Genomic DNA, 14,806 nt, shown 5'->3' with positions numbered 1-14,806 from the left:
AGGCGGCGTACCCCCCTTCCTGAATGAGGTTCACCGATGCGCACACTCATCCGCGGGGCGGTGGCAGCGCTCCTCGCTCTGCCGCTGTTCCTGACCTCGTCGCCCTCTGCGCAGGCGACGCCCGGCCCGCTCGCCATGACCAGCGGCTTCTACGTCGACCCGAACTCCAGCCCCGCGGTCTGGTCGGCCGCCAACCCCGGGGACGGCCGGGCAGCCGCGATCCGCGACTCCATCGCCAACGTCCCCATGGCCCGTTGGTTCGGCTCCTGGAGCGGCGACATCTCCTCCGCCGTCAGCTCCTACACCGGTGCCGCCCAGTCCGCCGACAAGCTGCCGCTCCTCGTCGCCTACAACATGTACGGCCGTGACGCCTGCGGCGGACACTCCGGCGGCGGGGCCTCCTCCCCGTCCGAGTACGCCGGGTGGATCGACGCCTTCGCCCGCGGCATAGGCAGCCGCCCGGCCGTCGTCGTCCTGGAGCCCGACGCCCTGGGCGACTACAACTGCATGTCCCCGGAGCAGATCAACGAGCGGCAGACCATGCTCACCAACGCCCTCTCGACATTCCGCTCCGCCGCGCCGAACGCCTGGCTCTACCTCGACGCGGGCAACCCCGGCTGGGTCGACGCCTCGACCATGGCCGAGCGTCTGAACGCCTCGGGCCTCAGCCTGGCCAGGGGCTTCTCCCTCAACGTCTCGAACTACTTCCCCACTTCGGAGAACGTGTCCTACGCCGGCGGCGTCAACCAGGCACTGAGCCAGCGTTACGGCTACAGCCGCCCGTTCGTCGTGGACACCAGCCGCAACGGCAACGGCTCGAACGGCGAGTGGTGCAACCCCGGCGGCCGCAAGATCGGCACGCCGACGCAGGAGGGCGGCGGCGCCGAGATGCTCCTGTGGCTCAAGACCCCCGGGGAGTCCGACGGCGACTGCGGTGTCGGATCGGGCTCCTCGGCCGGGGAGTTCCTGCCCGAGGTCGCCTACAAGATGATCTACGGCTACTGACAGCCGGCACAGGGCACGACCGCCCGGTCCGTACACGGACCGGGCGGTCGTGCCCGCACAGACCGACTCCGCCTGCCACCACCTCACTGCCGCAAGGAACCGCCCGTCCCGTGACGAGTGGGACACCCACGGGACGGGCGCGGCGAAAGGAGCCGCCATGCTCACCCGCTCACGAAGGCGCCTGGCCCGTCTGCTCGCGGTCACGGCCGCGGCGCTGACGCTGTCCGCCACCGCGCCGTACCAGCCGGCCGCCGTGGCCGCGCCCGGCAGCCCCGCGGTCACCCCGCCGCTGGGCTGGAACAGCTGGAACAGCTTCGGCTGCGGCGTCACCGAGGAGACGATCCGCCAGGCGGCGGACGCCATGGTCAGCTCGGGCATGCGCGACGCGGGCTACGAGTACGTGGTCGTCGACGACTGCTGGTTCGACCCGCAGCGGGACGACCAGGGCAACCTGCGCGCCCATCCCACGAAGTTTCCCAGCGGAATGAAGGCGCTGGGCGACTACATCCACGACCGCGGCCTGAAGTTCGGCATCTACCAGGTACCCACCGAGCGCACCTGCGCGCAGCGCGTCGGCACGTTCCCAGGCTCGACGGGGAGCATGGGCCACGAGGTGCAGGACGCCCGCACCTTCGCCTCCTGGGGCGTGGACTACCTCAAGTACGACTGGTGCTCGCCCGACGGCACCCGCGACGAGCAGGTGGCCCGGTTCTCCCTGATGCGCGACGCGCTGCGGGACACCGGCCGGCCCATCGTCTTCAGCATCAACCCCAACAGCTTCCACGCGATCACCGGCCCCACGTACAACTGGGGCGAGGTCGCCGACCTGTGGCGCACCACCGAGGACCTGCTCGACATCTGGCAGAACGGCAACGTCAACAGCTACCCGATGGGCGTCGGCAACGTCGTCGACGTCAACGCCCCGCTCGCCGCCCAGGCCGGCCCGGGCCACTGGAACGACCCGGACATGCTGGTCGTCGGCCGGCCGGGGCTGTCGCTCACCGAGTCCCGTTCGCACTTCACTCTGTGGGCGCTGATGGCCGCGCCGATGATGGCGGGCAACGACATCCGCACCATGTCCGCCGACGTCAGCGCCGTGCTGCGCAACGAGCGGCTGCTTGAGGTGAACCAGGACTCCCTGGGCGCCGGCGGGCGGCGGGTACGCGACGACGGCGCCACCGAGGTCTTCGCCAAGCCCCTGGCCGACGGCTCGGTCGCCGTGGGACTGTTCAACCGCGGCGACAGCACCGCCACGCTCAGCACCTCGCCCGCACAGATCGGGCTCACCGGCGGGCCGTTCACCCTCACCGACCTGTGGACCGGCGCCACGTCGGACACCGACGGCGAGATCACCGCGAGCGTACCGGCGCACGGCGTGACGGCGTTCCGGGTCACCGGCGGTACGCCGCTCGCCGCCGAGACCGCCGGGATCCGCGGCACCGGCTCCGGCCGCTGCCTGGACGTGGAGGAAGCCGCCACCGCCCCCGGCGCCACCGTCCTGCTCTGGGACTGCCACACCGCCGCCAACCAGCTCTGGACGACGTGGGCGGGCGGAGAGATCCGCGTCTTCGGCGACAAGTGCCTGGACGCGGAGAACGAGGGAACCACCGCCGGCACCCCGGTGATCACGTGGTCCTGCAACGGCCAGGACAACCAGAAGTGGACCCTGGCCGCCGACGGATCGATCCGCAACGTGCACGCCGGGCTGTGCCTGGAGCCGGAAGGCGGGGCCACCGCGAACGGCTCCCGGCTGGTCCTGGCCGCCTGCGACGGACAGGCCGGCCAGCAGTGGACCCGCACCTGACCCCTACGAACGAGGAGAGGACCCCCCATGTCCGACCCACAGAGCCCCTGGAGCCGGCGGAAGGTGCTCACGGCCGCCACCGGCCTGGCCGCCGCGACCACGCTGCCCCTCGCGCACACCGCGCAAGCCCGGCCTGCCGCCGCGCAGGACACCTACACCAACCCCGTGCTGTGGCAGGACTTCGCGGACATCGACATCATCCGCGTCGGCGACACCTTCTACTACTCCGCCTCCACCATGCACTACTCCCCGGGCGCACCCATCCTGCGCTCCTACGACCTGGTCAACTGGGAGTTCGCCGGCCACTCGGTGCCGGTGCTGGACTTCGGGGACAAGTACGACCTGAACGGCGGCCGCGGCTACGTCCGCGGCATCTGGGCGTCCTCGCTGGGCTACCGTCCCAGCAACGGCACGTTCTACTGGCTGGGCCAGATCGACTTCGCCCGTACGTACCTCTACACCGCCGCGTCCGTCGAGGGACCCTGGACCAGACACGCCTCACTCGGCGAGGTCTACTACGACGCCGGACTGCTCTTCGACGATGACGACACCCCGTACGTGGCCTACGGCAACACCGCCATCCACGTCGCCCAGCTCGCGCCGGACGCACGCAGCCAGGTCCGTTCCCAGCAGGTGTTCAGCACCCCGTCGAGCGTCGGCACCCTGGAGGGAGCCCGCTTCTACAAGATCAACGGGAACTACTACATCTTCCTGACCCGCCCGGCCAACGGCCAGTACATCCTGAAGTCCAGCTCCGGCCCGTTCGGCCCGTACGAGATGCGCCAGGTGCTCCTCGACCTGCCGGGACCGATCTCCGGCGGCGGAGTGCCGCACCAGGGCGGCCTGGTGAGCACCCCGGACGGACAGTGGCACTACATGGCCTTCATCGACGCCTACCCCGGCGGCCGGGTCCCGGCGCTCGCCCCGATCACGTGGAGCTGGGACGGCTGGCCCACCCTCCAGCTCGTGGGCGGGGCCTGGGGACAGTCGTACACCGCACCGCTGCCGCTGCGCCCGGTCGCCCCCATGACCGGTGTCGACACCTTCGAGGGCAGCGCGCTCGGCCCGCAGTGGGAGTGGAACCACAACCCCGACACCGGCAGGTTCTCGGTCGGCGACGGGCTGACGCTGAGCACCGCGACCGTGACAAACGACCTGTACAGCGCCCGCAACACGCTGACCCACCGCATCCAGGGACCCGGCTCCACCGCCACCGTCGAACTCGACTGCTCCCAGATGGCCGACGGCGACCGCGCTGGTCTCGCCATGCTGCGCGACGCCTCCGCCTGGATCGGGCTCAAGCGCGACGGCGGCACGACGCGGGTGGTGATGGTCGACGGCCTGACCATGGACGGCAACTGGAACACCACGGGCACCGGCACCGAGCGCGCGAGCACAAGCTTCTCGGGCAGCCGGATCTGGCTGCGCGTCCAGGCCGACATCCGGCCCGGGAGCGGACGGCAGGCCCGGTTCTCGTACAGCACCGACGGCAGCGGCTTCAGCGAGTTCGGGCCGGCCTTCACGCTCAACAACGCCTGGCAGTTCTTCATGGGCTACCGCTATGCGATCTTCAACCACGCGACCAGGGCGCTCGGAGGCAGCGTCCGGGTGGCGCGGTTCGAACTCGCGGCGGACTAGCCTGCGACACACCCGCGAGCGTGCGCAGCACGCTCGCGGGTGTGGGGCCCGGCCCTCAGGCGGCGGACGGGCGGGCGTTCACACGCCTTCTCCGCTACGCCGCGATCCCAGGGCGTTCGCACGGTACGGGTGCCCGGACAGCGCGGTGAACTCGATCAGATCCGACTCGGTCTGTTGCGGCTGCACGGGATCGCCGCTCGTCATATCGAGGACTTCGTAACCACCGCGGAACATCTGGCTGCGGACCTTCACGTTTCCGTCGCGATCGGGGGTGAGAGAGAGTTGGGTGGCCCGGCCCCCGGTCCAGGCGGCGCCGACCGTGTACCCGCCGCGTCCGCGCAGGCCGGCGACGCTCCCGTTCGGCCAGGCCGACGGCAGGGCGGGCAGCAGGTGCAGTTCGCCGTTGTGGCTGTGCAGCAGCATCTCCGCGATGCCGGACGTCGCACCGAAGTTGCCGTCGATCTGGAACGGCGGGTGCAGGTCGAACATGTTGGGCGCGAGCCTGTCCGGCGTCACGAGGTCGCGGATCAGGTCGTGCGCCCTGCCGCCCTCTTCCATGCGCGCCCAGAAGTTGATCTTCCAGGCCAGGGACCAGCCCGTCCCGTCGTCACCACGCAGCTCCAGCGTCCGGCGGGCGGCCTCGAACAGCTCGGGTGTGCCCCGTCTGGTGATCTGGTTGCCGGGGTGCAGACCGTAGAGGTGCGAGACGTGCCGGTGGTACTGCTCGGTCTCCGTCCAGTCGTAGAGCCACTCCTGGATGTTGCCGCGGGCGCCGATCCGCATCGGGGCCAGGCGCTCCCGGGCCGCCAGGACCTGGCCGCGGAAGTCGGCGTCCTCGCCCAGGATCTCGCCGGCGCGGGCGCAGCCGTCGAACAGGTCACGCAGGATCTGCATGTCCATGGTGGGACCCGCACAGACGGAGGCGTTCGAGTGGTGGGCGAGTTCCGGCGAGTTCGACGGGTTGGTGACCAGCCACCCCAGGTCCGGTTCCGTCACGAGCGTGTCGAGGAAGAACTGCGCGGCGCCCTTCATCGCGGGGTAGTGGGCGCGCAGGAAGCCGACGTCACCGGTGTACTGGTAGTGGTCCCAGATCAGGGTGGCGAGCCACGCTCCGCCGGTCTGCCACATGCCCCAGAACGCCCCGTCCACGACCGAGGTCCCCCGCCACGCGTCGGTGTTGTGGTGCGTGACCCAGCCGCGGGCGCCGTACTGCACCTGTGCCGTACGGGCGCCGGTCGCCGTGAGGTCGTCGATCATGTCGAACACCGGCTCGTGGCACTCGGAGAGGTTCGTCGAGCCGGCCGGCCAGTAGTTCATCGGCAGGTTCGCGTTGAGGGTGTACTTCGAGTCCCACGGCGGGGCCATCTGGTCGTTCCAGATGCCCTGGAGGTTGGCCGGCTGGGTGCCCGGCCGCGAGGAGGAGATCAGCAGGTACCGGCCGTACTGGAAGAGCAGCGCGGAGAACTGCGGGTCGTCGGCACCGCCGTGCTGGGCGATCCGGACGTCCGTGGGCTGGTCCGCGGCCCCCGTACGGCCGAGGTCGAGGGTGGTCCGGCCGAACAGCTCCCGGTAGTCGGCCACGTGCCGGCTGCGGAGGTCGTCGTACGTGCTGCCCTGGGCGGCGTCGAGGTGCTCGTAGGCGATGCCCCGGTAGTCGCCGTCCACGGTCCGGTAGTCGACGTAGCTGGTGCCGATGGAGATCAGCAGTGTCACGCTGTCGGCGTTCTCCACCCGGAGCGTGCCGCCCGAGCCGGATACCGTGCCTCCCTCGGCGACGGCCCTGGCCAGCGCGAGGAACCGGACCGAGCCGGCGATGCCCTCCATGCTGCCCGAGACTCCGTCCAAGGCGATCGTCGTCGCGTCGGGGCTGGAGGCCGAGGCGTTCTGCGGGCTGGCGAACGTGGCCGTGAACGAGACCGAGCCAGGCGTGTCGGAGGTCAGGTGCATGACAATCACCTGATCCGGTGCGCTGGCGATCACCTCGCGCTGGAAGCGCACCCCGTTCGCCACGTAGGTCACCGCGGTGGTGGCGGTGGTGAGGTCGAGCCACCGCCGGTACTCGGACGTTCCGCCCGCGCCGGGGAGGGTGAGGACGAGGTCGCCGACGGGCTGGTAGGCCAGCTCACCGGCCGGCCTTCCGAGCATCGTCCGGTCGATCAGCGACTGCGCCTGCTCCCACTGGCCGTCGAAGACCAGTTGCCGGATCTGCGGCAGGGCGTCGGCGCCCCCCGGGTTGGCCGGGTCGTACGGCCCGCCCGCCCAGAGGGTGTCCTCGTTGAGCTGGAGCCGCTCGGTGTCCACGTTGCCGAAGACCATGGCGCCGAGGCGGCCGGCACCGACCGGCAGGGCGCGCAGCCAGTCCGAGCCGGCCGGCTCGTCGTACCACAGCGCCAGGTCGTCGACCGCCCGCACCTCCGGAGGCGCGGTGGATGCGGCGCGTGCGGCCGCCGCCCAGGGGACGGGCATCACGACGGCTCCCGTGCCCGCCGCGCCGAGCCTGATCATGTGCCTGCGGGTCAGTCTCCGCATCGTGATCCTCCCATGAGTCCCGGCGGAGCCGGCGGTCGCGCCGGCGCCCGGTGCCGCGGTCGGCCCGTTGCGAATCGCCGCCCTCATGGCCCGGATGACCCGCGCCGGCGAGCAGGGGCGCGGTACCGCCCGCCACGGCCGGCGAGGCTCGGTGCGGCGAAAGGAACGACCAGCGCGGCCCCGGCGGGCACCTCCGACCGCATCAGCGGCCCGCTCCCGCGGTGTCTGGTGGACCGGACCATGTTCGGCCCGTCATACGCCGGAGACATTAAATGTCCCGATACACCAACGCAAGACCTCGCGCTCGAACTTCGACGGCAACGGAAGGAATGGCCGCCCTTTTGTACGCGTACGCCCGTTCTCACGGCGGAAGCTCACGCCTCATCGAAGGGGTTCGATGACCTGGACATCAGATGTATGGTGCTGCGCACCACCTGAAAAGCCGGTGACCGCAGGGCAGTCCGGGTCCGCGGCCGGGGCTGGAGGCCGAGCGATGTCACTGACCGACAAGGCGATCAGGCGCATCCGGGAGCTGATCGCTTCGGGCGAGCTTCCGCCGGGTGCGAAGCTGCCGCCCGAGCAGCAACTGGCCGCGGAGCTGGGCCTGTCCCGGGGACTGATGCGCGAAGCGGTCAAGGCGCTGGTCGTCGCGCGGGTGCTGGAGATCCGCCGGGGGGACGGCACGTACGTCACCACGCTGGAGCCGGGGGTGCTGCTGGAAGGGCTGGGCTCCGCGGTCGAACTCCTCCGGGGCGACACGCTGCTGGAGCTGACCGAGGTGCGCCGGCTCTTCGAGCCGGTCGCCACCGGTCTGGCCGCCACCCGCATCTCGGCCGACCAACTCGCCGGGGTGGCCGGACACCTGGAAGCCATGCGCGCGGCCAGGGACGACGTCGAACTGCTCAACGAGCACGACGCGGCCTTCCACCGGGCCGTCGTCGCCGCCACCGGCAACCAGACGCTCACAAGCCTGCTGGAGGGCATCTCCGGGCGGACGGTCCGCGCCCGGGTGTGGCGCGGGATGGTCGCCGGGAACGTCGCCGACCGGACACTGGCCCAGCACCAGGAGATCTACGACGCACTGGCCGCCGGAGACGCGGCGCTCGCCCGTGCCGCCGCGCTCGTCCACGTCGCCACCACCGAGGAATGGCTCCGCAAGCACCTCCCGCCGGCCGCGGAGGGCGCGGCGCACCCGGGGGACGGAACGTGAAACGCAGTGGTGTCGGGGGATCGCCGGGGTGTCGCCGGCCGGTCGGCCGGCCGAGAATTTCGCCTCTGACATCGAAATCAACCCGTGAAGGGGTTGACGCGCCACCGCCGCCCCCCAATCATCCTTGTCTGAGAGTTCGACCAAAGTTCGATATATCGAACGCTCGGGGCCTCCTCGGCCTGCCCGACCGGGCAAGCCACCGCACGGCAGCACGCGCACAGTCCGTTCGAGCCGCGATGGAGAACCCCCATGCCTCTGTCGAAACATCCTCCACGCCCGCGTCCGATACGGGCCGCCGCCGTCCTCCTCGGTCTGGTCCTGGCCCTGTTCGCCGTCCCCGCCGAGTCCTCTTCCCTGCACCCGTCCGCGTCGGCGTCGGACCATGAGCCCTCCGCCGCACAGAAGTTGCCCGAGACCTTCCAGTGGTCGTCCACCGGCCCGCTGATCTCACCGCACCAGGACGGCAGCGACTCGGTGGCGGTGAAGGACCCCTCGGTGCTCCAGGACCAGGACGGCACCTGGCACGTCTTCATGACCACGGCCGACACCTCGGGCGACTGGAGCCTGGCCCACACCAGCTTCGACGACTGGTCCCAGGCCGCCGACGCCCCGCAGACCCATCTGGAGACCGCCTCCGCCATCGGTACCGGCTACCGGGCCGCGCCCCACGCCTTCTACTTCGCCCCGAAGGACGAGTGGTATCTCGTCTACCAGACCGGCCTGCCCTCGTTCTCCACCACCACCGACCCGGACGACCCGACGAGCTGGTCGGCGCCGCGGAACTTCATGGACAGCGTGCCGGACATCGTCGAGGAGAACATCGGCGACGGCTACTGGCTCGACTTCTACGTCATCTGCGACGACACCGACTGCTATCTGTTCTCCGCCGACGACAACGGCCACGTCTACCGCTCCGAGACCACCGTGGCCGAGTTCCCGGAGGGCTTCGGCAACACCCGGATCGTGCTGTCGGACACCAAGAACAACCTCTTCGAAGGCGGCGCCGTCTACCGCGTCGAGGACACCGGCACCTACCTGCTGATCTGGGAGGCCATCGGCAGTGACGGCCGCCGGTGGTACCGCTCCTTCACCTCGCAGAGCCTGGACGGCCAGTGGCAGCCGCTCGCCGACACCGAGAGCCACCCCTTCGCCCGCAGCAACAACGTCAGCTTCGAAGGCGGCGACGCCTGGACCCGGGACATCAGCCACGGCGAACTGATCCGCACCGGACCCGACCAGACCATGACCCTCGACCCCTGCCGCATCCAGCTCCTCTACCAGGGCATGGACCCCGCCGCCGGCGGCGACTACTCCCAGCTCCCCTGGCGCCTGGCTCTCGCCACCAACACCACCTCCGCCTGCTGAACACCGGGCGGCCACCGCAAGGATTCCCCCCACAGGAGTGTCTTCATATGTCCATGAACAGGCGCACCGCTCTGGGTGCCGTGCTGGGTCTGGGTATCGCCGGAACGACGGGCGCCGCCGCCCTGCACGGTGCCGCACCGGCCGCCGCCGGCAGCCCGGCCCGCCGGCTCGCCCTCCCCCGGCAGGCACCGGCCCAGGACTTCGCCATCGGAGTGCGGGAGTACCACTGGAGCCGCGGCAACCGCTCGCTCTTCACCAAGATCTTCTACCCCGCCACCGGCTCCCCCGGCGGCAGCCCCGTGCCCGACGCCCCGCTCGCCGACGGCGTGTTCCCCATCGCCCACTGGAACCACGGCGCGTACGGCAACTCCGACTCCTACGCCTCGCAGACCCACGCGATAGCGTCCGCCGGCTTCATCTGCCCCGCCCCCTCGATCAGCGACAACACCAACATCGGTTCCGTGTACGGGGGCGAATGGTCCAAGGACGTCTCCGAGGTCATCACCCGCACCCTGGCGCTGAACGACGCCTCGGACAGCCCCTTCGCCGGCCAGATCGACACCGCGGCCGGCGTCGGCGTCTCCGGCCACTCGATGGGCGGCATGACCACCCACGGCCTGCTGACCCAGTGGCCGGACGACCGGATCAAGGCCGCCGTCCCGGTCGCCTGCGTGGACATGGGCGACCCGGCGGGGCTGGACGCCCACGTGCTGTTCATCCACGGCGACCAGGACCCCACGTGCCGGTACGACCTGGCCCGCCAGGCGTACGGGGAGCTCTCCGCCCCCAAGGCGTTCCTCACCCACGTCGGCGCGGACCACGCCGCGTATCTCAACCCGGGCTTCCCGACCTTCGACCAGACCCAGAACACCCTGGTGGACTGGTTCCGCTGGAGCCTGTACGGCGACACGACCGCCCGCGACCGCCTCCCCGGTGGCGCCACCGCACCCGGCACCACCTGGGAAGCCGCCCTCGACTGAACCACCGGGCCCGGTGCGCCCCCGGCGCACCGGGCCCCCGGCACCCTTCCGGACAGAAGCCGGACGGCATCTGTCACCCTCCACCGGAACACAGGGAGAGATCATGTCCAGCACCTCACGCACGCGGCACCCGCGCCGCCGGGCCTGGTCCGCGGTCGTCGCGGCCACGACGTCCGCCGGTCTGGCGGCAGCCGGCCTGCTGGCGTTCTCCGGCACCGCGCACGCGGCCGACACCCTCGGCGCCGCGGCGGCCGAGAGCGGCCGGTACTACGGCGCCGCCGTGGCCCCCAACCTCCTCGGCCAGGGCGACTACGCCGGCACGCTGAACCGCGAGTTCAACAGCGTCGTCGCCGAGAACGTCATGAAGTGGGACGCCACCGAGCCCAACCAGGGCCAGTTCAACTTCCAGGGCGGCGACCAACTCGTCGCCCACGCCCAGAACAACGGCATGTCCGTACGCGGACACACCCTCGTCTGGCACGCCCAGCAGCCCGGCTGGGCCCAGGGGCTGACCGGCGACAACCTGCGCCGGGCGATGCTCAACCACATCGACGGAGTCGCCGGCCACTACGCCGGGAAGATCCACTCCTGGGACGTGGTCAACGAGGCGTTCGAATGGGACGGCAGCCGCCGCCAGTCCAACCTCCAGCAGCAGATCGGCGACGGCTGGATCGAGGACGCCTTCCGCGCCGCCGACAGCGCCGACCCGAACGCCAAGCTCTGCTACAACGACTACGGCACCGACGGCGTCAACGCCAAGAGCGACGGCATCTACCGCATGGTCCAGGACTTCCTGGCCCGCGGCGTGCCCATCGACTGCGTCGGCTTCCAGTCCCACCTCGACTCGAACTCCGACCTGAGCAGCTACCGGCAGAACCTGCAGCGCTTCGCCGACCTCGGCGTCGACGTGCAGATCACCGAGCTGGACATCGGCGGCTCGGGCAGCGCCCAGGCGAACGCCTACCGCACGGTCACCGAGGCATGCGTGGCGGTGTCCCGCTGCACCGGCATCACCACGTGGGGCATCACCGACCGGTACTCCTGGCGCGGCCAGGACACCCCGCTGCTGTTCGACGACAACTACCAGAAGAAGCAGGCGTACGACGCGGTGCTGGAAGCGCTGAACAACGCCTGACGTCCGGCGTACGACGGACGTCAGGGCCGGGGCGGGGCGCCCGGGAGGGCCCTGCCGGGCGCAGGTGCAGGGCGCCCCGCCCGACGGGAGAACGCCGGGCCGTCCGCGCCGGGGCCTCCCCGCGCGCCTCGGCCGGGTTGACGCCGGCCCGCGGGAGTGCGGCGCCGGCGTGGATCCACGACGGGGCGGTTCCACGCCCGAGTTCGGCAGCGGCCCGGACTCCGGCCGGAGTCCTGTACCGCTGCGGCCCGGACCGGTTGACGCCCTGCGGCGCCCGGAGAAGCCGGCGGATGCCCGTGCCCGGATCCGTGCGGCGCCCCGGGGTCCCGGGGGTGGCGGGAAGGCCGCGGCGCGGGGGTGGTTGGCCCCGCGCCGCGGCTGCTTCCGCTTCAGAGGTGCGGCGTCAGCCGCTGCAGGAGATGGTGGGCCAGTTCCAGTTGCCGTTGGCCTGGATGGTCACGCCCCAGTTGTTGCCGTTGCCGTTGGGGCTGGCGACGAGCGTCTGGCTGTCGGGGTAGCTGGCGCTGATGTTCCACGTCGCGATGATCTTCGCGGGCGACGGGACGTTCATCCTGACGGTCCAGTTGCTGGAGCCCGACGTCGCGACGTTGAGGTTGTACCGGTCGCTCCACCGCTCCCCCGCGGACAGGGTCGCGGTGCACCCGCCCGGCTCGCCGGGGTCGTCGTCGCCGCCGCCGGTACCGTCCACCGTGATGTTGGAGCTGCCGCTGCTCTGGTAGCCCTCGGTGGCCATGATCATGTAGTAGACGAAGCTGCCCAGGTTCATCCCGGCACGGGACCAGGCGTCGAAGTGGTTGCCGGTGTTGATCGTGCCGCCGGTGCGCCTGCCGCGGTTGACGCTCCAGTACTGCGGGAAGGTCTGGGTGCCTTCGACGGACGGCGCGTTGTAGCGCATCGTGTGGTAGATGTCGTACGTCACGCCGTCGCTGGTCACCGAGCCCCGGTTGTCGCCGGTGGGCCGGTAGGAGCCGTAGTTGTCGACGATGTAGTACTCGACGAGCGGGTTCGAGGTCCAGCCGTAGAGGCAGAGGTAGCCGTTGCCGGACGGGTTGAAGCTGCCGGAGTAGGTGACGTTGCGGCGGCCGCCGTTGCTCCAGCCCTTGCCGCAGACGAAGTTGCCGGTGTTCTGCCACGAGGTGCTGTACTGCCCGCCGGATCCCATGGTCATGGAGACCGTGTTCTGCGCGTCGGTCCAGAAGGAGTAGTAGTAGCCGTTGTGGGTGCCGGTCTGGTTGGTGGTGACGGTCTGCGCGTGTGCCGTGCCCGGCAGCAGCAGCGGCGATGCGGCCACGGCCAGGGTGCCGGCGCCGCCGGCGACGAATCGTCTTCGACTGAGCGAGCGAGCGGGTTCGTGGTGCGTGTCCATGCTTCCTCCTCGACAAGGGCTGGAGAGGGGCAGACAGCGTGATGGGGCGCGACGCACGTCAGCGGGATGGGGGGCGGTCGTCGTACGGCCCGGACCGGTGAACCCCGTCCCGACGGTGACGCGAATCGACAGGGGCGAAACCCTGTCGATGCCATGACAGTTTCCAGAGCCCTCTCTGGGGTGTCAAGAGTTTCCGTAGATGGATCGCAAATTTCGAAGATCCTTCAAACAAGCGTGTGAACTGGGGACTTGCCACCGACCTCGGCGGATCCCGCTCCACGCGCGATCCATCGGAGACACGACAAAGCAGGAATTCAACCCATCGGAGATCCGAAAGTTTCGCAGACCGCCAGGTCAGCCGCCGCAAGGGCCGACGGCGTTCGAGACGTCGCATGCCATGCCGACGCCGCGCACGTTTCGGCGTGCGTAGCGAAGTACGCGGGAGGTGTTGACGCCGCTCGCCGCCTCTCTATCATCCAGGGTTGCCCGATACTTCGACCCACGTTCGGTATCACGAACACATGGGTTTCGCCCAAGGAGGAGGCCCCATGCGCAGACGAAGTTTCAGCAGCAGACATCCGCTCGTGGTTCTCGCCACCGCGGTTGCGGTTCTGATCGCCCTGGCGCCGGCGCTCGTCGCCCACCCGGCTCAGGCGGCGAGCAGCGGCGCCCTGCGCGCCGTCGCAGCCGACCGGTGTCTCGACGTGCTGGACGCCAGCGAGGACGACGGCGCGTACCTGCAGATCTGGGACTGCTCCGGCGGGTCCAACCAGCAGTGGACGTTGACGGACAACAACCAGCTCACCGTGTACGGCAACAAGTGCCTGGACGTTCCGGGCCATGCCACCACGCCCGGTACCCGGCTCCAGATCTGGACCTGCCACGGCGAGGCGAACCAGCAGTGGCGGGTGAACTCCGACGGCACCATCGTCGGCGTGGAATCCGGGCTGTGCCTGGACGTCTCGGGCGGCGCCACGGCCAACGGCACGGAGGTGGTGCTCTGGACGTGCAACGGCGGCAGCAACCAGAAGTGGACCGGCCTGTCCGGAACGCCGGGCGACCAGTGCGGGCTCCCGTCCACGTACCGGTGGTCCTCGACGGGCGTGCTGGCGCAGCCGGCGAACGGGTGGGCCGCGCTGAAGGACTTCACCAGCGTGGTGCACAACGGCAAGCACCTGGTCTACGGGACGACCGCGGGGGACTCTTACGGGTCGATGGTGTTCACCCCGTTCACGAACTGGTCGGACATGGCGTCCGCCGGCCAGAACCGGATGAACCAAGGCGCGGTGGCGCCCACTCTCTTCTACTTCGCGCCCAAGGACATCTGGGTGCTGGCGTACCAGTGGGGCCAGTGGCCCTTCATCTACCGCACGTCGAGCGACCCCACCAACCCCAACGGCTGGTCCTCGCCGCAGGCGCTGTTCACCGGCAGCATCTCCGACTCCGGCACCGGACCGATCGACCAGACCCTGATCGCCGACGACCAGAACATGTACCTGTTCTTCGCCGGTGACAACGGCCGGATCTACCGGGCGAGCATGCCCCTGGGGAACTTCCCCGGCAACTTCGGCTCCTCCTACACCACGATCATGACCGACTCGACGAACAACCTCTTCGAGGGGGTACAGGTCTACAAAGTCGACGGCCAGAACCAGTACCTCATGATCGTCGAAGCCATCGGCTCGAACGGCCGCTACTACCGGTCGTTCACGTCCTCCAGCCTGAACGGTTCGTGGACCCCGCAGGCCACCAG

General features: G+C 70.2%; 9 protein-coding genes and 1 pseudogene. 8 read left to right on the top strand and 2 right to left on the bottom strand.

Annotated features, from left to right (window positions below):
- Window positions 1-36: 36 nt before the first annotated feature.
- The 3 genes from I003_RS0123750 (at window position 37) to I003_RS0123740 (ending at window position 4,447) form a co-directional block, all read left to right on the top strand.
- A complete protein-coding gene (locus I003_RS0123750; protein WP_027773799.1) occupies window positions 37-1,005 on the top strand; it encodes a glycoside hydrolase family 6 protein in 969 nt (322 codons plus the stop codon).
- Between the two features lie 157 nt (window positions 1,006-1,162).
- Window positions 1,163-2,809, top strand: coding sequence for a ricin-type beta-trefoil lectin domain protein (locus I003_RS0123745; protein WP_027773798.1), 1,647 nt, complete (start codon window positions 1,163-1,165; stop codon window positions 2,807-2,809).
- 27 nt (window positions 2,810-2,836) lie between these two features.
- Window positions 2,837-4,447, top strand: coding sequence for a glycoside hydrolase family 43 protein (locus I003_RS0123740; RefSeq protein ID WP_027773797.1), 1,611 nt, complete (start codon window positions 2,837-2,839; stop codon window positions 4,445-4,447).
- A 78-nt stretch (window positions 4,448-4,525) separates the two neighbouring features.
- Here I003_RS0123740 and I003_RS32995 read toward each other — a convergent pair whose 3' ends face one another.
- Entirely contained in the window at window positions 4,526-6,976 is a 2,451-nt protein-coding gene (locus I003_RS32995) for a glycoside hydrolase family 95 protein (RefSeq protein WP_051368413.1), read from the bottom strand.
- A 493-nt stretch (window positions 6,977-7,469) separates the two neighbouring features.
- Between I003_RS32995 and I003_RS0123730 the strand changes: the two genes are divergently transcribed.
- The 4 genes and pseudogenes from I003_RS0123730 to I003_RS0123715 form a co-directional block, all read left to right on the top strand.
- On the top strand, window positions 7,470-8,186 hold the full coding sequence (locus tag I003_RS0123730) for a FadR/GntR family transcriptional regulator (RefSeq protein WP_027773796.1): 717 nt from the start codon (window positions 7,470-7,472) through the stop codon (window positions 8,184-8,186).
- A gap of 249 nt (window positions 8,187-8,435) precedes the next feature.
- Window positions 8,436-9,551 (top strand): glycoside hydrolase family 62 protein, encoded by a 1,116-nt coding sequence (locus I003_RS0123725; protein WP_051368412.1) that lies wholly within the window; start codon window positions 8,436-8,438, stop codon window positions 9,549-9,551.
- A 47-nt stretch (window positions 9,552-9,598) separates the two neighbouring features.
- Window positions 9,599-10,531 carry a poly(ethylene terephthalate) hydrolase family protein gene (locus I003_RS0123720; protein ID WP_486584352.1) on the top strand — a complete coding sequence of 311 codons (933 nt, stop codon included), beginning with the start codon at window positions 9,599-9,601 and terminating at the stop codon, window positions 10,529-10,531.
- Between the two features lie 103 nt (window positions 10,532-10,634).
- Window positions 10,635-11,663: pseudogene (locus I003_RS0123715) on the top strand (endo-1,4-beta-xylanase); the annotation flags it as partial.
- A 406-nt stretch (window positions 11,664-12,069) separates the two neighbouring features.
- Here the strand turns inward: I003_RS0123715 and I003_RS0123710 are convergent.
- Complete coding sequence (locus tag I003_RS0123710; RefSeq protein ID WP_027773792.1) at window positions 12,070-13,053, bottom strand: glycoside hydrolase family 11 protein; 984 nt, start codon at window positions 13,051-13,053, stop codon at window positions 12,070-12,072.
- A gap of 548 nt (window positions 13,054-13,601) precedes the next feature.
- Here I003_RS0123710 and I003_RS0123705 point away from each other — a divergent pair.
- Window positions 13,602-14,806: non-reducing end alpha-L-arabinofuranosidase family hydrolase (locus I003_RS0123705; RefSeq protein WP_106966331.1), on the top strand; the 1,205-nt coding region annotated here is incomplete at its 3' end.

Source organism: Streptomyces sp. CNQ329 (genome assembly GCF_000482585.1).
The sequence above is the reverse complement of the archived record's forward strand: the minus strand, read 5'-3'. Positions and strand labels throughout refer to the sequence as shown.

What these genes read in the sequence shown, in the direction of transcription:
- I003_RS0123750 (WP_027773799.1), top strand. Translation starts at nt 37, where the DNA reads ATGCGCACACTCATCCGCGGGGCGGTGGCAGCGCTCCTCGCTCTGCCG.
- I003_RS0123745 (WP_027773798.1), top strand. Translation starts at nt 1,163, where the DNA reads ATGCTCACCCGCTCACGAAGGCGCCTGGCCCGTCTGCTCGCGGTCACG.
- I003_RS0123740 (WP_027773797.1), top strand. Translation starts at nt 2,837, where the DNA reads ATGTCCGACCCACAGAGCCCCTGGAGCCGGCGGAAGGTGCTCACGGCC.
- I003_RS32995 (WP_051368413.1), bottom strand. Translation starts at nt 6,976, where the DNA reads ATGCGGAGACTGACCCGCAGGCACATGATCAGGCTCGGCGCGGCGGGC.
- I003_RS0123730 (WP_027773796.1), top strand. Translation starts at nt 7,470, where the DNA reads ATGTCACTGACCGACAAGGCGATCAGGCGCATCCGGGAGCTGATCGCT.
- I003_RS0123725 (WP_051368412.1), top strand. Translation starts at nt 8,436, where the DNA reads ATGCCTCTGTCGAAACATCCTCCACGCCCGCGTCCGATACGGGCCGCC.
- I003_RS0123720 (WP_486584352.1), top strand. Translation starts at nt 9,599, where the DNA reads ATGTCCATGAACAGGCGCACCGCTCTGGGTGCCGTGCTGGGTCTGGGT.
- I003_RS0123710 (WP_027773792.1), bottom strand. Translation starts at nt 13,053, where the DNA reads ATGGACACGCACCACGAACCCGCTCGCTCGCTCAGTCGAAGACGATTC.